The sequence below is a fragment of the Streptomyces sp. NPDC056347 genome (genome assembly GCF_042262625.1).
In the GTDB taxonomy this organism is placed as follows: Bacteria; Actinomycetota; Actinomycetes; order Streptomycetales; family Streptomycetaceae; genus Streptomyces.
Window position 1 is genome coordinate 1 of record NZ_JBHJQP010000159.1, and the last position, 18,967, is coordinate 18,967.

The following is an 18,967-nucleotide window of genomic DNA, read 5'->3' on the forward strand; positions in this document are numbered from 1 at the left end:
GGATTTGAACCTGCGACCTCTGGGTTATGAGCCCAGCGAGCTACCGAGCTGCTCCACCCCGCGTCGTTGTGTTTAGAACTGTACGTCACCGCTCCGGACCAGCGCAAATCAATGGCCGTGCGCTGCGCCGGGGGCGTCCGGCCCCGTTCGGCCGGACGCCCCCGTGCCCGCCCTACGCGGTCAGCTCCTGGTGCAGCGCCTCGCGCAGCCGGGCGGCGCGTTCGGCGACCTCCGCCGGGCCCAGCTCGACCGCCCGCGCGCACCAGCGCTGCCCCTCGCCGAGCTCGCCGCGGCGGGCGGCCAACAGGGCGAGGCGCAGTGCCGCCCGGCCGTGGCCGTCGTTCGCCGCCCGGCTCCACCAGAGCGCGGCCTCCGGCTCGCTGCCCTCACGGGCCAGCAGCAGCCCGAGGTTGAAGGCACCGTTGCGGCTGCCCGCCTCGGCCGCCTCGCGGTACCAGCGGGCGGCGCTGTCCATGTCGCCCCGGGCCGCCGCGAGCATCCCGGCCCGTACCTGGGCGCGGCGATGGCCCTGCTCGGCGGCCCGCTCGTACCACTCCTCGCACTCGGTCTTCGCGGGCATCGACTCGCCGAGGGCGGGTGCGCCGGGCGGCGATTGCCGCGAGTCCAGCACCCCGGCCAGCCGGAAGGCCGCCTCCGCGCTTCCGCCACCGGCGGCGCACCGCAGATGCCGCTCCGCCTCCTGCTCCTCGCCCTGGTGCAGGAGGGCCATGCCGACCTGGAGGGCGGCCTCGGTGTGGCCGGCCGCCGCCGCGCGCTCGTACCAGACCAGCGCCATGCGGTCCTCGTCGCGCCCGGAGTAGAGGATGCCGAGGTTGAACGCCGCGTCCACGCTGCCCGCCTCGGCCGCCTTGGAGAACCAGGGCTCCGCGCCGGTCGCGTCGTCCGCCTGGAGCAGGAGCACGGCCAGCGCGTTGGCGGCCTCGCGGTGGCCCGCGTACGCGGCGCGGCGGTACCACTGCTCGGCCTGCGGCGTACGGTCCTGGGCGGCGCAGAGCAGACCCAGGTTGTAGGCGCCGTTCACGTCGCCCGCGTCCATGGCGGCGCGGTACCAGCGCTCGGCGGTCTGCTGCTCACCGCGGGCCGCGTGCAGGGCGCCGAGCGCGTTGGCGGCGTTCCCGTCGCCCTCCTGGGCGGCGCGCAGCCACCAGACGGCGGCGCTCTCCTCGTCGCCCGCGTCCCGCAGCAGGAAGCCGAGCGCGCAGGCGGCCCGCGCCTCGCCCGCCTTCGCCGAGATGAGGTACCAGCGACCGGCCTCCTTGGGCTCCCCGCGCCGTTCGAGGATGGCGCCGAGGTGCAGGGCGGCCCGGCGGTGACCGCGCGCTGCGGCCTGCCGGTACCACTGCTCGGCCTCGCCCGCGCGCCCGGTGGCCGACCCCGCCGCCGGGCGGTCCCCCTTGCGCGCGGCGCCCCGGCCGGAACCGCCGGGGCCGGTGCGCGGCGGGCCGAAGACGTCGTGCGGCTCGTCGTCCACGTACCGGTCCAGCATGCGGGCGAGGCGGTACGCGGCCTCCCGGTGCCCCTGCTCGGCGGCGGCGCGCAGCCAGCGCTCGGCGCCGACGTCGCCGCGGTGCTCCAGCAGCTCGGCCAGGGCGTACGCGCCCAGGGCATGGCCCTGCTCGGCGGACTGGCGCAGCCAGTACTCGGCGCCGGGCTCGTCGCCGCGCTCGCGGTAGTGGCGGCCCAGCGCGTGCGCGGCGGGGGCGGAGCCCGCGACGGCGGCGACGCGCCACCAGCCGGCCGCGTCGTCGACGTAGCCGCGCTGGTGGAGGAGAACGCCCAGGTTGTTGGCTGCGGCCCGGTCGCCCTCGGCGGTGGCTCCGCGCAGATAGGGCTCCGCCCCGTCCAGGTCGCCGCGGCGCAGCAGCAGGGCGCCGAGGATGCTCATCGACGCGGTGTCCCCGGCGTCGGCGGCGCGGCGGTGCCGCGCTTCGATCGCGGCGCTCTCCGGGCTCTCGGTGCTCTCCGCGGGCCCGGTCTCTTCGTTCCCCGTGTTCTCGGCGGTCGCGGCACACCCCGCAGTCTTGGCGGTCTCGGTCGCCTTGATGATCTCAGGTGTCCCGGGTGTCTCACATGTGTCAGTGGTCTCTTTGTCCCTCAGAACGGGACTACCAAAAGCCGCATTCAGCGCGTCACCCTTCAGATGATTGCGCCGCCGTACAAACCGCCCCGTCTCCAACAGAGTTGCCCTGTCCCCCATAAATACCATCGTCGCACCACCTGCAACCCGCGTACACCTGGTATAGCGCGGCCAGTGAGGTCACTTCAGCGTTTTGTCGACATGCCCACAGAGAGACAAGTCAAACACGTTCGGGTTCAACTCGTGCCTCGCGAACCGCACTTCACTCACTCTGCACAAGAAAGCCCTTGTGGCACGACGAAGGCCCGGATCCTCGAAAGGATCCGGGCCTTGGTCTTTCAGTAGCGGGGACAGGATTTGAACCTGCGACCTCTGGGTTATGAGCCCAGCGAGCTACCGAGCTGCTCCACCCCGCGTCGTTGTGTTGCAACCGTACCACGACGCGGGGCGAAGCTTTACCGGGTTACTCAACCACCGCTGCCGGTTCCGGCCGGTTCGTCCTTCTTCCTGCCGGAATCGCTCGCGGAGTCCGCACCCTTCGAGCTCTCGCTGCCGCCGCCCGCCTTGGGCTGGGCGGCCGCCGCACGCTGGAGCGCGTTCTGGAGATCCGCCTGGGCCTTGCCGTAGGCGGTCCAGTCCTGCTTCTTCAGGGCCGCCTCGCCCTCCGCGTAGGCCTTCTGCGCGTCCGCGATCGCCTGCTTCAGCGCCGCGTCGCCGGTGGCCGGCGGCTGCGTGGTGTCGCCCGGTGGCCGGGTGCCGGTCGGCGGTTCGGTGGTGCCGGTGTCCGTCACCCCGAAGACCGCGTTCAGCGCCTCGCCGAGGCTGTTCTCGAAGACGGTCTTCGATCCGTACGAAGCGGCGACCTTGCGCAGCAGCGGGTAGTTCTGCGTGCCACCGCGCGTGTACACCGGCTCGATGTAGAGGAAGCCCCCTTCGAGCGGGACGGTCAGCAGGTTTCCGTACTCGATGTCCGAGTCGGTCCCCTTCAGGTTCCGCACGAACTCGGCGACGTCGTCGTTGCCGTTGAGCTCACTCTGCACCTGCCCGGGGCCCTTCACCGTGGTGGTGACCCTCAGCAGTCTTATCGTGCCGTAGTCCCTGCTGGCCGCGTCCGCGTCCACCGCCATGAACGCCCCGAGGTCGGGCCGCCCCTTCGGGGTGAAGGTCGTCGTCAGCGAGAACTTCTGAGCCGTCTGGTCCGGCATCTTTATGCTCAGGTAGTACGGCGGGACGGACCCGGAGTCCTTGTTGGTCGGGTCGTCCGGGACCTGCCAGGCGTCACTGCCGCTGTAGAACTGCGCGGGGTTGGTGACGTGGTACCGGGTGAGCAGCTCACGCTGCACCTTGAACAGGTCCTGCGGGTAGCGCAGGTGGTCCACGAGCTCCTGCGGGATGTCCGCCCGGGACTCCACGGTCCCCGGGAACGCCTTGCGCCAGGTCTTGAGCACCGGGTCCTTGGTGTCCCACTCGTAGAGCTTGACCGTGCCGTCGTACGCGTCGACGGTGGCCTTCACCGAGTTGCGGATGTAGTTGACCTGGTTCTGCTGGGCGACCACCGCGCGCTGGTTGGTGGTCAGCGAGTCGGCCGTGGTGTCACCGAGCGTCGTACGCGAGGCGTACGGGTAGCCGTTGGTGGTGGTGTACGCGTCGACGACCCACTGGATGCGGCCCTTCACCACGGCCGGGTAGGCGTCGCCGTCGATGGTCAGCCACGGGGCGACCGCCTCGACGCGCTCCTTGGGCGTGCGGTTGTAGAGGATGCGCGAGCCCTCGCCGATGGCCCCCGAGTAGAGGATCTGCGGCTCGCTGAACGAGACGGCGTACGCGGCACGGTTGAAGGCGTTGGAGAGACTGACCCCGCTGTCACCCTTGTAACTGGTGGTCTTCTCGCCGTCCTCCTCGTAGTCGAGCTCCTTCTGGGGCCCGCCGACGATGGAGTACTGCTCGGTCTTCTCGCCGTAGTAGATCCGCTGCTCGTACGTGCCGAGCTCACCGCTGGTCGGCAGGCCGGACTCGGTGAAGTCCGGGGAACCCTTCGGGTTCTTGCCCGTCGTCGTGCCGCGGGCCGCGATGGCACCGAAGCCGTGGGTGTAGGTGAAGTGGTCGTTGATCCAGTTGCGCTTGGGGATGCCGTCGAGGTTGAGCTCGCGCAGGCCGATGACCGTGTCCTGGTCCTTGCCCTCGGCGTCCTTGTAGCGGTCCACGTCCAGCGTCTTGGGGAACTGGTAGTAGTTCCTCTTCTGCTGGAGCTGCTGGAAGGCCGGGGAGACGACGTTGGGGTCCATCACCCGGTAGCTGGCGGCGTCGTTCGCACTCGCGCGCAGCTTGGTGTCGTCGTCCGTCGTGCTCTTGCCCGAGTAGTCCTGGACCTGCGCCCGGTCGATGTCGTACGCGTCACGCGTCGCTTCGATGTTCTTCCGGATGAACGGGGCTTCCTTGGCCTGCTCGTTCGGCTGGACCTGGAACTTCTGCACGATCGCCGGGTACAGCCCGCCGATCAGGATCGCGGAGAGCACCATCAGGCCGAAACCGATGACCGGCAGCTGCCAGGTGCGGCGCCAGAGCGTCGCGAAGAACAGCACGGCGCAGATCGCGGCGATGCAGAACAGGATGGTCTTCGCCGGAAGGTAGGCGTTGGCGTCGACGTACCGCAGGCCCGTCCAGTTGTCCGTGGCCTTGAAGTCGCTGGACTTCACGGCCAGGCCGTAGCGGTCGAGCCAGTAGGCCACGGCCTTCAGCGAGACGAAGACACCGAGCAGCACCGATAGGTGGCCGGTGGCCGCGCCGGTCGCCCGGGCGCCGGGGCTGGTGACCCGCAGCCCGCCGTACAGGTAGTGGGTCATCGCGGCGGCGATCAGCGAGAGCACCGTGGCCGCGAAGCCGAAGCCGAGCAGGAAGCGGTACCAGGGCAGGTCGAAGGCGTAGAAGGACACGTCCAGATGGAACTGGGGGTCCTTCTGCCCGAACGCCACCCCGTTCACGTACATCAGCCAGGTACGCCACTGGCCGGAGGCGGATGCTCCGGCGATCAGGCCGACGAGCGCGGTGATCGCGAGCAGCGCCCACTTCTTGTGCGGGGCGAGGCTCATGCGGTAGCGGTCCAGGCTCTGCTGCTCCAGCGACATCGCGCTCAGCGGCGGCCGGAGCCGGTGCGCGAGCCAGATGTTCAGACCGACGACGAAGGCCATCAGCAGTCCGAAGACGAGGAACAGTCCGATCTTGGTCCACAGGGTCGTGGTGAAGACGGACGAATAATCGACCGAGCGGTACCACAGCCAGTCCGTCCAGAACCCGGAGAACATGACGAACGCCATGGCGAGAACCGCCAGGACGCCCAGTGTCATGAGCAGGGTTCGGGCACGCCGGGACGGGCGGCCGACTCTGATCCGTGGCCCGGTGGGGCCTCCGCCGCGGTCCGGCATCTGGAAAGCCAAGGTGCGCACCTCGAAGTTCGCGGGTCGTTGTGAAGCGGGCCCAGCGATCGTAGAGCCCGCCTGTTCAACTTACTGACGCTTTACCTAGTTCCCGTTTCCGGGGGCGAAGGAGGCAGGATATTGCCATGTCCAACCTTTCCCCCTCAGGCCCTCCGATGGCCGCGAGCCCGCTCACCGTGGCCGTGCTCGAAATCGACGAGTACATCTCCGGCCTCGGCTGGGACCAGCCGGCCCGGCTCTTCGCCCTGGTCGACACCGCCCGGCTGCGCAGCCGGGAGCCCGCTCTCGCCGCCCAGCTCGGCCTGGACGGCACCGAGGCCCCGGCCGCCGCGCTGACCCCCATCGAGCAGGACGAGCTGCCGCCGGGCACCGCCCTGGACGAGTTCCTCGCCACGATCGCCTGGCCGGACGCGGTGGCGGGCTGCGCGATGTCGGTGGAGCGGCTGATGCTGCCGCCGTCCGCCGAGTCCTCCGTACCCGAAGGGCTCAGCGACGCGCAGCTGACCAAATGGGTGGCCAAGCACCCGGAGCGTCAGGAGGTGCGGATGACGGTGGCGGTCCTGCGGGACGGCACCCGAGAGTCGGCCGTACGGCTGCGCGCGAAGGACACTCCGAGCGAGGTCCGGACCGGCGCCGGGCTGGTGCCCGGACTGGCCGACGCGCTGGCCGCGACGTTCGAGTCCTGACCCTCCACGTCCCCGCGGGGGCGCGGTCAGCCTGCCGAGCAGCTGGGCAGCCCGGCCGTGTCCCCCACCCGGATCTTCTCCAGCGCCTTCTTCGCGTCACCGATGGTCTTCACCCTGACCAGCGTGAGCCCGCTGGGGGTGTCGGAGGCGGCGGACGCGCAGTTCTCGTCCGGGGTCAGGAAGTACCTCGCACCGGCGTCGCGCGCGGCGACCAGCTTCATGGTGATGCCGCCGATCGGGCCGACCTCGCCCTTGTCGTCCATCGTGCCGGTGCCCGCGACGAACCTTCCGCCGGTGAGATCGCCGGGCGTCAGCTTGTCGATGATGCCCAGCGAGAACATCAGACCGGCACTCGGGCCGCCGACATCGGCGAGCTTGATGTCGATCCGGAACGGGAAGGTGTGGTCCGTCCCGGCCTGGATGCCGACGATCGCACGGCTCTCCTTGGGGGCCTTCACGGTCGTGATGACGACCTCCCGGCTGCCCTCGGGCTCCTTGCCCGCCTTCTCCGCCGCCTGCGCCGTGCGCGCCGGAATGATCGTGAACGTGACCTTCTCGCCGGGGTCGCGGCGCGTGACGAGCTTCGCGACGTCCTCCGGCTGCTTCACGGCCTCTCCGTCCACCTGCTTGATCACGTCGCCCGCGTGCAGCTTGCCCTGGGCGGGGCTGCCCTTCACGACCGTGGAGACCACGACGCGCGACTTCACCGGGATGCCCAGCTCGGTCAGGGCGGCGACCTTGGCGCTCTCCTGCGACTGACTGAACTCCTCGGCGTTCTCCTGCGTCGACTCCTGCTCGGTCTTGCCGTCCGGGTACAGGGTGTCGTGCGGCACGACCAGACTGTCGTGCGCCAGCCAGCCGTAGACGGCCTCGACGAGATTCATCTCGTAGTCGGCACCGGTGACCCTGACCGTCGTCATATTGAGATGGCCGGACGCCGGATATGTCTTGTGCCCGGAAATCTGCAGGACCGGTTCGCCGCCGACCTTGCCGAGGGTGTTCACCGTCGGGCCGGGGGACATCTCCGAGTACGGCACTTTGATCAGCACGCCTGCGCAGAGCAGCGCGATGAGGATCAGCGTGGAGGCGAGCATCGTCGCGGTGCGGCGTGGCATGGAACGACAGTACGGGAAGGGTCTGTCAGTGCACCGCCGGGGCCGGTCCGTACGGAGGGGACACCGGGCGGGGGCCGCGGGGGAGGCGTCTCGGCGGCCGGAGCCGCGCCGGGGCAGGCGACAGCCCGGGGCGACGACTCAGGGATTGGCGACTGCGTACGCGCGCGGAAACGTCAGACGACGTCGGAACCGGAATGCGATTTCTCCATCGCCTCACGGAACCGGGCGTAACCGGCGAGTTCGGAGACATCGCCGGTAGTTCGATTTCGGGCGGCCCAGCTTCCCCATATCGCCGAGCCGAGCGCAGCGAAAAGCGGAATCGTCAACCAGGCAAGCGCTGCCATTACGACCTCCCTACCCGTGAGCGACCGCAACTGACCGATCAGCAGATTAACCGTCTGGAGAACCAACGCTCACGGCAGGGGTGGGGTTACGCAAATCGGACCGGACGGGCGTACCGCCGGCTTGCGATCAGCAGGCGCCGACCCATTCCTCGGTGCCGTCCGAGAAACGCTGGTGCTTCCAGATCGGGACCTCGTGCTTGAGGTCGTCGATGAGCCTGCGGCAGGCCGCGAAGGCCTCGGCGCGGTGCGGACAGGAGACGGCGACGATCACGGCGAGATCGCCCACCCGGAGGTCCCCCACCCGGTGGACCGCTGCCAGCGCCCGGACCGGGAAGTCGGCGACGACCTTCTCGGCCACCCGGCGCATCTCGTCCCGCGCCGAGGGGTGGCAGGAATAGCCGAGCCCGCCGACGTCCTGGCCGCCGTCGTGGTTGCGCACCGTACCGACGAAGAGCGCCGTGCCGCCCGCCGCGTCGTCCCCGACGGCCCGGAAGACCTCGTCGACGGAGAGCGGGGTGTCACGGATCTCCAGCAGCCGGACGGGGTCGTCCGCCGCCCGTTCGCCGGGGTGGTTGGTGGGTGCCATGGGGCCCATGGTGCCGTACCGCGGCACCGGGGCGGAATAGCGGTTTCCCACCGGCGGGCCGCCCCCGGCCTTGGAGCCTCCTACAGAAGGCCCCTGGTGGGCGCGGCCGCGCCGCCCTCAGATGCGGCGGCGGGCCTTGCGGGCACGGCGGACGAGGGCGGCGGTACCGAGCAGCGCCACGGTCGCCCCGGCGGCGCCCGCCGCGGTGGCGTCCTTGCGGCCGAGCCGGCGCCCGGCGACGGTGTGCCTGCCCTCGACCTCCTCCAGGAGCGCGGCGAGCACCTCCTCGTTGGTCCAGCTCGGGCGCCACCCCGCGTCGTGCAGCCGGCTCACGCTGACCACCCAGGGATGCATCGTGTACGCCAGGTCACCGGCCGGGGAGGGGGTGAGGCCGATCCGGTGCAGCCGGGCGGCGGCGCCCAGGGCCACCGCGGAGGGCAGCTCCATCCGCCGGACACCGCTGAGCTCCTCGACCTCCTCCTGCTCCAGCCAGCCGTCGCAGCCGACCGCGAACTCTCCGTCGATCTTCTCGAGCGCTGCGTACTCCAGCGCCATGACCAGGTCCTCGACGTGGCAGAACTGCCAGGTCGGGCGTGAGCCGGCGACGACCAGGAGGCGCGGTGACTCGAAGTAACGGGTCAGTGCGGTGTCCGTGCCGCCCACCAGGACGGTGGGCCGGACCACCGTCACGTTGAGTCCGGGGTGGGCGCGGGGCGCGCGGCGGCCGAGCCGTTCGATCTCCAGCAGGTCGCCGACACCGGTGGCCTCCGCCGTGGCGCGCAGCTCGGCGTCCTCGGAGAGCGGAATGTCGTTGTCGGGCAGCGCCCCGTAGACCATCGCCGAGGTGCAGAGCACGACCCGGTGCACGCCGACCGCGGCGGCCGCGGTCAGCACGGTCTGGGTACCGCGCACGTTGTACGCGGTACGGGCGGCCGGGTCGGTCTCCAGGTCGAGATCGAGGGCGAGGTGCACCACGACGTCTGCGCCGCGCAGCTTCTCCGCGATGGCGGGATCGCGGACGTCGAGGATGTGCCAGGTCGCCTCCGCGACCTCGCCACGGCGCTCGTCGACGGCGATGACCTGCTTGATCTCCTCGGAAGCCGCGAGGCGCGCGGTGAGCAGCTCGCCCACGCCGCTCGCGGCCCCGGTGACCGCGACCACGGGGCCGCGCTTTCCGGAGCGGCTCTTTTCCGGTTTCTTCTCGGTCGAGGGAGCGGACAGGTTTCGCGCTGCGCGAACCTGAGGATCTGGGGAACTCACCAGGCATCTCCAGCGGTTGTCTTCAGTACGTACCTCAATGACGCGTGCGTACCAGGTGGCGTCCATCCTGCCGCAGGCCGGGAGCAGGCGGAGCACTGAGGCCCTGCGCGGGCTTTTGGTGTCTACGCTGGATGGTGATGTCGGGCAGTCGCCGTCGGTTCGAGCCGGCGGCCCTACGAGCCGAGGAAACCCCGTGAGTGACACCCCATTCGGATTCGGCCTTCCGCCGGAGGAGCCGGACAACGGCGACGAGGGCAAGAAGAAGGACCCCACCGGAGGTGGGCAGGGCTCGGGCGGGCCGGCGAACCCGTTCGGCTTCGGGCCGGGCGCGGGCGCGGAGAACCCCTTCGCGGCGATGTTCGGCTCGATGAACCCCAATGACCTGGGCGCCGCCTTCCAGCAGCTCGGCCAGATGCTGAGCTACGAGGGCGGCCCGGTGAACTGGGACATGGCCAAGCAGATCGCCCGCCAGACGGTCTCGCAGGGCACGCCGGACGGCACGAAGGACGCCAGCGTCGGCCCGTCGGAGCGCTCCGCGGTCGACGAGGCGCTGCGCCTGGCCGACCTTTGGCTGGACGGGGTGACGTCCCTGCCCTCCGGTTCGGTCTCGACGGTGGCGTGGAGCCGTGCGGAGTGGGTCGAGGCGTCCCTGCCGGCCTGGCAGAAGCTGGTCGACCCGGTGGCGGAGCGCGTCGGCCTCGCCATGGGCGACGTGCTGCCCGAGGAGATGCAGGCGATGGCGGGCCCGCTGATCGGCATGATGCGGTCGATGGGCGGCGCGATGTTCGGCCAGCAGATCGGGCAGGCCGTCGGCGTGCTGGCGGGTGAGGTGGTCGGCTCCACCGACATCGGCCTGCCGCTGGGCCCGGCCGGCAAGGCGGCGCTGCTGCCGTTGAACGTGGAGCGCTTCGGCAAGGACCTCAGCGTGCCGCAGGACGAGGTCCGGCTGTACCTGGCACTGCGCGAGGCCGCCCACCAGCGCCTCTTCGCCCACGTCCCGTGGCTGCGCTCGCACCTGTTCGGCGCCGTCGAGGGGTACGCGCGCGGCATCAAGGTCGACACCAGCAAGCTGGAGGACGTGGTCGGCCAGTTCGACCCGTCGCAGCCCGAGCAGCTTCAGGACGCCCTTCAGCAGGGCATGTTCCAGCCGGAGGACACCCCGGAGCAGAAGGCCGCCCTGGCCCGGCTGGAGACGGCGCTCGCGCTGGTCGAGGGCTGGGTGGACGCCGTGGTGCACGAGGCCGCGAAGTCCCGTCTGACCTCGGCGGACGCGCTGCGAGAGACGATGCGCAGGCGTCGGGCCTCCGGCGGTCCCGCCGAGCAGACCTTCGCCACGCTCATCGGCCTGCAGCTGCGCCCGCGGCGGCTGCGTGACGCGTCCCGGCTGTGGGCCTCCCTCACCGACGCGCGTGGCCTCGACGGACGCGACGCCCTGTGGGAGCACCCCGACATGCTGCCGACCGCCCAGGACCTGGACGATCCGGACGGCTTCGTCCACCACGAGCAGCTGGACTTCTCCGAGCTGGACAAGATGCTCGGCGAGGCCGCGAAGGACCCGGGCAAGCCCGAAGCGGGCGGCGAGGACGGCAAGGACGACACCGACCGGTGAGCCTCCACGACGACGCCGTCCTCGTACTGAAGCGGTACGAGAGCGCGGCGGACCCGGCGCAGGACGGACTGCGCCAGGTCTACCTCGACCACCTGGCGCAGCACCCCGACGGCATGTGGAAGTCCTGCGGGGCGGGCCACCTCACGGCCAGCGCACTGGTCGTCGACCCCGAGCACGGCCGGGTGCTGCTCACCCTCCACCGCAAGCTGCGGATGTGGCTGCAGATGGGCGGGCACTGCGAGCCCCAGGACGCCTCGGTCGCCGAGGCCGCGCTGCGGGAGGCGACGGAGGAGTCCGGCATCCCCGGTCTGACCCTGATCGGGGGCGCCCCGGTCAGGCTGGACCGGCACCCGATCCCCGCGCCCTGCCACTGGCATCTGGACGTGCAGTACGCGGCTCTGGCCCCCTCCGGCTCGACGGAGCGGATCAGTGACGAATCACTCGACCTGCGCTGGTTCGCGTACGACGAGGTCGCCTCGGTGGCCGACGCCTCCGTCGTACGGCTGCTGGAGTGCACGCGCGCCGCGCTGGCGGAGAGCCGGTAGCGGCGCGGTCCCTCCGGGCATGTTCGAGGGGCGGTCTTCGCGAAGACCGCCCCTCGAACATGGTGTGCGTGCCGGTGTGCGTGGTTCCGATTCCGGCGGCTCAGTTCCAGGCGTTGTTCTGGTTCTGACCGTGGGCGCCCTGCTGCCCCATGCCGTACTGGGCCCGGATGCCCTGGCCGGTGTCGTGGTTCTGCGGGGGCAGCACCTCGCTCGGCTGGACCAGGGCGAAGCCCTGGCCGAGGAAGCTGAGCTCCCAGCCCTCGCCGGTGTTGCCACGGCGCCGCCAGACGCCCGAGGAGTGGGTCTGGGCCTGCATCTGCACCCGCAGCGAGCTGGACCAGGCGACGATCGCGTCGGCGTCGGCGTTGACGTACTTGTCGGGCGTGACCTGCATCATCAGCGGCTGGCCCGAGGTCATCAGCGCGACCTTGCCGGTGCCGGAGATGTTGAGCTGGTACTTCCCGGTGCCCGAGATGCCGTACTGGCTGTCCACCGCGATGACCTCGGTGTGCAGCGAGGAGTCCAGCGCCAGGACGTAGGCGCTGTCCACGGTGATGCCGTCGTGATCGACGTCCACGACATGGATGTACTGCGCCAGATTGGCGAAGTAGACGGTGCCCTGACCGGAGCACCGCATCAACTCGAGACCCTCGCCGGTGTGCGCGCGGGCGCTCCGCTGCCCCTGCGACTGGTACTCGCCGTCGAACTCCATCAGGCCCTGGTAGGCGACCATGGCGCCCTTGCGGGCGAGGATGTCGTCGTGGCCGGTCAGCGAGACCCGCAGGAGCTGCGGGTTCTGGATGGTGTACCGCTCCTGGGACTGCTGTTCGGTGTGGCTGAAAAGCGGACTCTGCATGATGTGTTCCCCTCCCCCGTCAGTTCCGGACCCGCAGGCGGTCGGTACTGTCCTCGCTCGGCTGGACGACGACGATGCCCTGGCCGGAGAACGCCATCTGGTACGCCTCGCCGCTGCCCCGTCCGATGAGTGAGGACGCCTTGAAGCTGCGCTTGCCCTTCACCTTGAGGTTCGGGGACCAGGCCACGAGCGCGTCCGGGTCGACGTAGGTCTCGTCCTCGCCGCGTCCGCAGTCGACGACGATCGGCGTGCCGCGCGAAGTGATGGCGACCCAGCCGGTGCCGGAGACGCAGACGTTCCACAGGCCCTGCCCGGCGAACTTCGCGAGCCCCTTGACCCGCTCGACGCCCCAGGAGAGGTGGGCGTCGAAGGCGAGGAGGTTGGTGCCGTTGACCGAGAGGGAGTCGTTGTTGAGGTTGATCACGACCACGTCGGCACCGTAGTCGGCGAGGTAGAGCAGGCCGTCGCCGGAGCACTTCATGATCGGCGCACCCTCGCCGGTGATCCACTGGGAGGCGATCTGCCGGACGGCGGGCGGGTTGGGCTCGTACTGGATGAAGCCCTCGTAGGCGACCATCGAGCCGGTACGTGCGTAAAGGTCCTGGCCGGTGGCCATGGCGACCTTGAGCATCGTGTGGCCGTGGTTCTCCATCCGGGCGGTGACGGGGGTCGGGGCGTAGCCCGCGAGCTGCTGGTTCATGACGGGCTCCCTCAGACCTCGTAGGGCTGGACGACGATGAAGTTGCCGGGAGCTCCCCGGAACTGGAGGTTCACGGTCTCCCCGCTGTGCCCCGGGTAGGCGTTGCGGCGCAGCCGGACCTGACTGGAGATGATCACCTGCGACGCGGCGGACCAGGCGACGACGGCGTTGCAGTCGGCGAAGGTGGTCGGCGTGACCGGCAGCACGACGGGGACGCCGTGGGTCTTGACGACGACCGTGCCGGTGCCCTGGAACTGCATGGTGAACAGGGCGCCGCCGGGAATGCCGTGGCCCTCGATCCTGCGGACCTCGTACTGAAGGCTCTCGTCGAAGGCGAGGACGTTCTCCGCCGAGACGCAGATGCCGTCGCCCTGGAGCTCGATGGGGTGCAGGTGGGAGCCTTCCTCGGCGAGGAAGACCTGCCCGCGGCCGGTGCAGCGCATCAGCTGCATCTCCTGGCCGGTGGCGTTGCCGACGATACGGCCGGCGAAACCTGCGCCCTTGTAGCCGAAGTCGACCTTGCCCTGGTACATCACCATGCTGCCCTGGCGGGCGAGCACGGGCGTGCCGCCCATGGCAAGGTCGACCCGCATGAGCTGCTGGTTCTGCGGGGTCCAGCGCTGGCCGTTGGCCGCTTCCTTGTAGGGCTGGAGCGCCGCCTGAAGACCGGCACCGGCCTGCGGCACACCCTGGGGGACGCCCTGCGGCATTCCGGGCAGCTGCATGCCGGGCGGCTGCATGCCAGGTGGCTGCTGGCCGAACGGTGCCGCGGGCGGCTGGCCGTAGGGCGCGGCGGGCGGCTGGCCGAAGGGGCCGGGAGGCTGCTGTCCGTACGGGGCGGCAGGCGGCGCCTGGCCGGGGACCTGTCCGAACTGCGGCTGCTGGGGCGGCTGCCCCGGCTGCCCGTAGGGCGCGGGGGCCGGGGGCGGCACCGTGCCGCCGGGCGGTGCCAGCGGCGCCGCCATCGTCGGCGCGGCGTGCATCTGCTGCGGCGTCACTGGGGCCGGGGGCGGCGCTGCGGGAGGCTGGGCGGCGGGAGCACCGAAGGACGGGGCGGGAGCCGGGGCGGCGGGGGCGGGGGCGGGGGCCGGGGCGGCCGCCTGGGCGGGCGGGGCGAATGTCGGGGCCGCCGCCTGCGGCTGGGGCGCGGCGGGCTCCTCCTCGGCGACCTCGCCGCCGAAGTTCTTCAGCAGCGCTTCGAGACCGCCGTCGAAGCCCTGACCGACGGCGGCGAAGCGCCAGACGTCCTTCAGATAGAAGTCACCCAGCATCACCGCGCGCTCGGTGCTGAACTCCGAGCCGGTGAAGGCGTACCTGACGACCTCCTCGCCGCCCGCGACGACCCGGATGTAACCAGGACCGACCTGGGACATCTGCCCGGCCCCGTCGATCGTCGCGGTGAACGACAGCTTGTGGATGTGCGCCGGAACGCGGTCCAGGGTGACGCGGAACGACTCGGTGTCACCGGCCTGGGGGCCGAGGAGCTGAATGGACTCCTCGGGCGATTTGGGCTGATTGAAGAAGATGAAGTAGCGGTCGTCGGACAGCTGCTCATGGGCGTCGAGACCGAAGCAGCTGATGTCGAAGGTCAGTCCCTGACCGGCGATCTGCACACCTACGTACAGATCCGTCCCTGATGTGAGGTCGCTGATCCTGGCCTTGTGGCCGCGTTGGAATTCCCTGGCCATGCGTAACGACCGTCCCCCATCCCGAAGGTGAATGCGTCGCGCCAGGCTAACCGCAAAATCCGGCATCGAGCCAAGCCGGTACACACCCGGTACAGAATCGGCGGATGTCACTCACCGCGTGCGGCGGGCAGGTGCGGCAGCCGGTCTGCGGCGACCACGCCTTCCAGGTAGCCGCGCGCCCGTTCGGTACGGGGATACGCCTCCAGCAGCCGCCAGAAACCCGGACCGTGCCCGGGAACGAGCAGGTGGGCCAGCTCGTGCAGCAGTACGTAGTCGACGACGTACTCGGGCATGCCCTGCAGCCGGTGCGAGAGGCGGATGCTGCCCTCCGCCGGGGTGCAGGAACCCCATCGGGTGTTCTGATTGGTCACCCATCGCACCGACACCGGTCTGGCCCGGCCCTGGAAGTACTGGGCGGACAGCCGCTCCGCGCGCTCGGTCAGTTCGCTGTCGCCGAAGACCCGTTTGCTCTCCTGCGCCGCGAGCTTGTCGAGCATCACGCCCACCCAGCGCCGCTCCTCGGCCTCCGACATCCGGGCCGGGATGAGCACGATGGTGCGATCACCTTCCCGGTACGCGGAGACCGTTCTGCGGCGGCGGTTGCTCCGGCGGACCTCGACCGCGCTCGTCACCGAGGCGCGGGGCGGCCGGTCCGCCGCGCCGCGCTGCTGGGTTCCGGCACGGTGCGCGGGGGTCTCCCCGGCGATTCCGGATGACGGGTCGGCGGGCACGCCACGACGTTACCCGGTGCCGGTGGGAGAAGTCCTGGCTCCGGACGGTTCGGGCTCGATCCGCTCCACCCCCGCACCATTCGAATGACTAATACCCCATGCCTGTGGATAACTTTCCGCACGCTTCGGCCCTGGACTGCATTCTGGCAACGGGTCCCGCGAACGTCCGGGCTTCGGCCCGCTCGCGGGGACCGCTCAGCAATCAGAACCGAGGAACACAGACCGGGGGTAGTCGTGAATCCGATGTATCCGATGCTGAAGCCCGCGCTGCGCCGCGCGTGGCGCAGCCATGGCACCGTGCAGTTCGGGACGACGCGCGCCCACGCGGTGAAGTTCGGCCCGCTGGACATCACCACGGGCAGCTTTCTGGAACTGCTCGACGGCACACGCGGACTGCCGCTGCTGTACGAGGAGGCGCGCGCGTTGGGCCTGTCGGAGGCCCAGGTCGACACACTGGTGGACCGGTTGGTGAACGCGGGGCTGGCCGACGATGTACGGGCCGCCGGAGCGGAGGCCGATGCGCTGCGCAGTCGGCCCGGTGCGCTGGAGAGGCACCGCCCCGATCTGGCCTCGCTCTCCGTCGTCCATCCCGAACCGGGCGGCGGGATGCGGCGGCTGGCGGCCCGTCGGGCGATGCGGGTGCAGGTGCGGGGGGCCGGCCGGGTGGGGGCCGCGATCGCGGCGGTGCTGTCCGGTTCGGGGGTGGGCCGGGTGGAGGTGCTGGACGGCGGGCACGCCGAGCCTTCGGACGTCTCGCCCGGCGGGCTTCCGGCGACGGCCGTCGGTGAGCGCCGGGACACCGCCGCCCGGCAGTTGGTACGCAGATCCGCGCCGGGCACGACCCCGCGGGCCACGGAGACGGCGGGATCGCCGGGCGGTGGTGAACCGGGACTCTCACTGGTCGTGGTGGCCCCGCGCGACGGCTTCTCGGTGTACGTCCCCGATCCGCGGTCGGCCGAGCCGTGGATCGCGTCGGGTACTCCTCATCTCTATGCCGGAGTGATGGAGGCGACGGGAATCGTGGGGCCGTTGGTACTGCCCGGCGGCACGGCCTGCGCGCAATGCATGGCGCTGGAGCGCGCTGCCCGGGACCCCGACTGGACCAGGATGCTGTCGCAGTGGCGCTCGGGGCGGCGGACGGCGGTGCAGGCGTGCGACCTGGGCCTGGCGACGGCGGTCGCGGGTCTGGCCGCCGCCCACGCGCTGTCGTTCCTGGACGGCGATCTGCCCGCGAGTACGGGCACGCGCTGGGAGGCCGCGCTGCCGCTGCTGGACTGGCGGGCCGAGCGGTGGTCACCGCGGCTCGACTGTACCTGTGGGGCCGCCGGAGACATTGGGAGGGATCGCTCCTCCGGTAGCGAGGCACGGCAGGACACAATGGCCGGGTAGCCGCCGCACGCGGTACGGCAGTCTGGGATTTGGAGGGGCTCATGTCTGATCTTCCCCGGAAAGCGGTCACCCGTACCGCCAAGCTGGCCGCCCTGCCTCTGGGCTTCGCGGGCCGGGCGACATGGGGTCTGGGCAAGCGGATCGGCGGGAGATCGGCGGAGCTGGTCGCCCGGGAGGTGCAGCAGCGCACCGCGGACCAGTTGTTCCGCGTTCTGGGTGAGTTGAAGGGCGGCGCGATGAAGCTCGGCCAGGCGCTGTCCGTCTTCGAGTCGGCCCTGCCGGAGGAGATCGCCGGACCGTACCGGGCGGCTCTCACCAAGTTGCAGGAGGCCGCGCCCCCGATGCCCAGCGACACCGTGCACGCGGTGCTGGCGGAACGGCTCGGGGAGGACTGGCAGGAGCTGTTCCTCGAGTTCGACGACAGACCGTCGGCCGCCGCCTCGATCGGCCAGGTGCACCGGGCGGTGTGGCACGACGGACGGAATGTCGCGGTGAAGGTGCAGTATCCGGGCGCCGGGCAGGCGCTGCTCTCGGATCTGACCCAGCTCAGCAGATTCGCCCGGTTGCTCGGCCCGTTGATTCCCGGGATGGACATCAAGCCACTGATCACGGAGTTGCGCGACCGGGTCTCGGAGGAACTGGACTACGAACAGGAAGCCCGTTCGCAGGGCAATCATGCCGAGGAGTTCGCGGACGACCCGGACGTGGTGATCCCCGGTGTGGTGCACCAGTCGGACCAGGTGCTGGTGACGGAGTGGATGGACGGTGTCCCGCTCGCCGAGGTGATCGCGGACGGCACGCCGGAGCAGCGGGACCGGGCCGGTCAGCTGCTGGCGCGGTTCCTCTTCTCGGGGCCCGCGCGGACCGGTCTGCTGCACGCGGACCCGCATCCGGGCAACTTCCGGCTGCTGCCACCGGAAGAGGGCGAGGGCGAAACGGAGGGAGAGGCCGATGGCGAGGCCGGGCAATGGCGGCTCGGAGTGCTGGATTTCGGGACGGTCGACCGACTTCCGGGCGGTCTGCCGCAGATCATCGGGGACTCTCTGCGGCTGACCCTGGCAGGCGAGGCGGACGCGGTGTACGAGCTGCTGCGTGGGGAGGGATTCGTCAAGGACACGATCGACCTCGACCCCGACGCGGTGCTGGACTACCTCCTGCCGATCATCGAGCCGGCGCAGGTGGAGGAGTTCACGTTCACCCGGAGCTGGATGCGCAATCAGGCGGCGCGGATCGCGGACCCGCGCTCCCCCGCCCACCAGCTGGGCAGGCAGTTGAACCTGCCGCCCGCCTATCTGCTGATACACCGGGTGACGTTGAGCACGATCGGGGTGCTGTGCCAGCTGAACGCGACGGTGCGGCTGCGCGAGGAGCTCGATGACTGGCTGCCGGGATTCCTGCCGCAGGGCGAGGCGGACACGGACGAGCCGGAGGCCGACGGCGGGGCGGATCCGGACGACGAGCAAGGTCCGGACGACGGGCAGGGTCCGGACGACGGGCAGGGTCCGGACGACGGGGCGGCGTCGGGCGGGAAGGAGCTCGCGGCGCGGGAGCCGGCGGGCGACGCGCCCTCGGGGGCGTAGCCGACCGGTCGACGGCAGCCGGTGTCCGGCGCTGTCGGCCGTCACCACCAGGCGGAGTCGAGGCGGCCCTCGATCGCCCGGATATGGGTGCGGGCACACGTCTCGCAGAAGTACTGGCGCCTGCCGTTCTCCACGGAACAGAGCCAGGTCGGCGGTGGGGCATCGCCCTCGGCGGAAGTGCCGCACAGGGCGCAGGAGAAAAGAGCGGCGTCGCCCGGCGCGGGCTGCTGAGTGCGGTGCGGGGTCTCCTCGTCCATCTCGTGACGATAACGCCGTACTCGTGACGTCGCGCGGCGTCGTTTGGGATCGCCGCGGAGCACGACCGCGGGGCCGGTCCGTCCGGACC

General features: G+C 70.8%; 16 protein-coding genes and 1 tRNA gene. 5 read left to right on the plus strand and 12 right to left on the minus strand.

All coding sequences use genetic code 11. The features are described 5' to 3' along the window. Positions 1-172 precede the first annotated feature (172 nt). From ACFCV8_RS28540 to ACFCV8_RS28550, 3 genes are all read right to left on the minus strand, one after another. Positions 173-2,227: a tetratricopeptide repeat protein gene (locus tag ACFCV8_RS28540; RefSeq protein WP_376688339.1), complete on the minus strand. Its 2,055-nt coding sequence runs from the start codon at positions 2,225-2,227 to the stop codon at positions 173-175. A gap of 213 nt (positions 2,228-2,440) precedes the next feature. Then, positions 2,441-2,514 (minus strand) — tRNA-Met (locus tag ACFCV8_RS28545). A 51-nt stretch (positions 2,515-2,565) separates the two neighbouring features. Further along, positions 2,566-5,520, minus strand: a complete 2,955-nt coding sequence (locus tag ACFCV8_RS28550; RefSeq protein WP_376688353.1) for a UPF0182 family protein — start codon at positions 5,518-5,520, stop codon at positions 2,566-2,568. A 137-nt stretch (positions 5,521-5,657) separates the two neighbouring features. Between ACFCV8_RS28550 and ACFCV8_RS28555 the strand changes: the two genes are divergently transcribed. Continuing rightward, a complete protein-coding gene (locus tag ACFCV8_RS28555; protein WP_376688340.1) occupies positions 5,658-6,218 on the plus strand; it encodes a PPA1309 family protein in 561 nt (186 codons plus the stop codon). 26 nt (positions 6,219-6,244) lie between these two features. On the opposite strand, the gene ACFCV8_RS28560 is transcribed toward ACFCV8_RS28555, so the two are convergent. The 4 genes from ACFCV8_RS28560 to ACFCV8_RS28575 all read right to left on the minus strand — a co-directional run bounded on the left by ACFCV8_RS28560 (position 6,245) and on the right by ACFCV8_RS28575 (position 9,523). Continuing rightward, positions 6,245-7,333 (minus strand): PDZ domain-containing protein, encoded by a 1,089-nt coding sequence (locus ACFCV8_RS28560; protein ID WP_376688341.1) that lies wholly within the window; start codon positions 7,331-7,333, stop codon positions 6,245-6,247. A gap of 173 nt (positions 7,334-7,506) precedes the next feature. Continuing rightward, a complete protein-coding gene (locus tag ACFCV8_RS28565) occupies positions 7,507-7,677 on the minus strand; it encodes a hypothetical protein (RefSeq protein WP_376688342.1) in 171 nt (56 codons plus the stop codon). A 127-nt stretch (positions 7,678-7,804) separates the two neighbouring features. Beyond that, the gene (locus tag ACFCV8_RS28570) at positions 7,805-8,263 is read right to left on the minus strand and encodes a molybdenum cofactor biosynthesis protein MoaE (RefSeq protein ID WP_376688343.1); all 459 of its coding nucleotides are present in this window, start codon (positions 8,261-8,263) and stop codon (positions 7,805-7,807) included. 117 nt (positions 8,264-8,380) lie between these two features. After that, a complete protein-coding gene (locus ACFCV8_RS28575) occupies positions 8,381-9,523 on the minus strand; it encodes an SDR family oxidoreductase (protein WP_376688344.1) in 1,143 nt (380 codons plus the stop codon). A 193-nt stretch (positions 9,524-9,716) separates the two neighbouring features. On the opposite strand from ACFCV8_RS28575, the gene ACFCV8_RS28580 reads away from it, so the two are divergent. Beyond that, positions 9,717-11,132, plus strand: coding sequence for a zinc-dependent metalloprotease (locus tag ACFCV8_RS28580; RefSeq protein ID WP_376688345.1), 1,416 nt, complete (start codon positions 9,717-9,719; stop codon positions 11,130-11,132). Beyond that, complete coding sequence (locus ACFCV8_RS28585; protein WP_376688346.1) at positions 11,129-11,677, plus strand: NUDIX hydrolase; 549 nt, start codon at positions 11,129-11,131, stop codon at positions 11,675-11,677. Before ACFCV8_RS28580 ends, ACFCV8_RS28585 begins: the two co-directional genes overlap by 4 nt. 100 nt (positions 11,678-11,777) lie before the next feature. Here ACFCV8_RS28585 and ACFCV8_RS28590 read toward each other — a convergent pair whose 3' ends face one another. From ACFCV8_RS28590 to ACFCV8_RS28605, 4 genes are all read right to left on the minus strand, one after another. Further along, on the minus strand, positions 11,778-12,533 hold the full coding sequence (locus tag ACFCV8_RS28590) for an AIM24 family protein (protein ID WP_376688347.1): 756 nt from the start codon (positions 12,531-12,533) through the stop codon (positions 11,778-11,780). 19 nt (positions 12,534-12,552) lie between these two features. Next, a complete protein-coding gene (locus ACFCV8_RS28595; RefSeq protein ID WP_376688348.1) occupies positions 12,553-13,233 on the minus strand; it encodes an AIM24 family protein in 681 nt (226 codons plus the stop codon). Between the two features lie 11 nt (positions 13,234-13,244). After that, positions 13,245-14,921, minus strand: a complete 1,677-nt coding sequence (locus ACFCV8_RS28600; RefSeq protein ID WP_376688349.1) for a TerD family protein — start codon at positions 14,919-14,921, stop codon at positions 13,245-13,247. A gap of 107 nt (positions 14,922-15,028) precedes the next feature. Continuing rightward, positions 15,029-15,652, minus strand: a complete 624-nt coding sequence (locus tag ACFCV8_RS28605) for a M48 family metallopeptidase (RefSeq protein WP_376688350.1) — start codon at positions 15,650-15,652, stop codon at positions 15,029-15,031. A gap of 243 nt (positions 15,653-15,895) precedes the next feature. On the opposite strand from ACFCV8_RS28605, the gene ACFCV8_RS28610 reads away from it, so the two are divergent. Further along, positions 15,896-17,041 (plus strand): ThiF family adenylyltransferase, encoded by a 1,146-nt coding sequence (locus ACFCV8_RS28610; protein ID WP_376688354.1) that lies wholly within the window; start codon positions 15,896-15,898, stop codon positions 17,039-17,041. 41 nt (positions 17,042-17,082) lie between these two features. Further along, complete coding sequence (locus ACFCV8_RS28615; RefSeq protein ID WP_376688351.1) at positions 17,083-18,621, plus strand: AarF/UbiB family protein; 1,539 nt, start codon at positions 17,083-17,085, stop codon at positions 18,619-18,621. Between the two features lie 41 nt (positions 18,622-18,662). Here ACFCV8_RS28615 and ACFCV8_RS28620 read toward each other — a convergent pair whose 3' ends face one another. Further along, positions 18,663-18,878, minus strand: a complete 216-nt coding sequence (locus ACFCV8_RS28620) for a hypothetical protein (RefSeq protein ID WP_376688352.1) — start codon at positions 18,876-18,878, stop codon at positions 18,663-18,665. Positions 18,879-18,967: the final 89 nt, after the last annotated feature.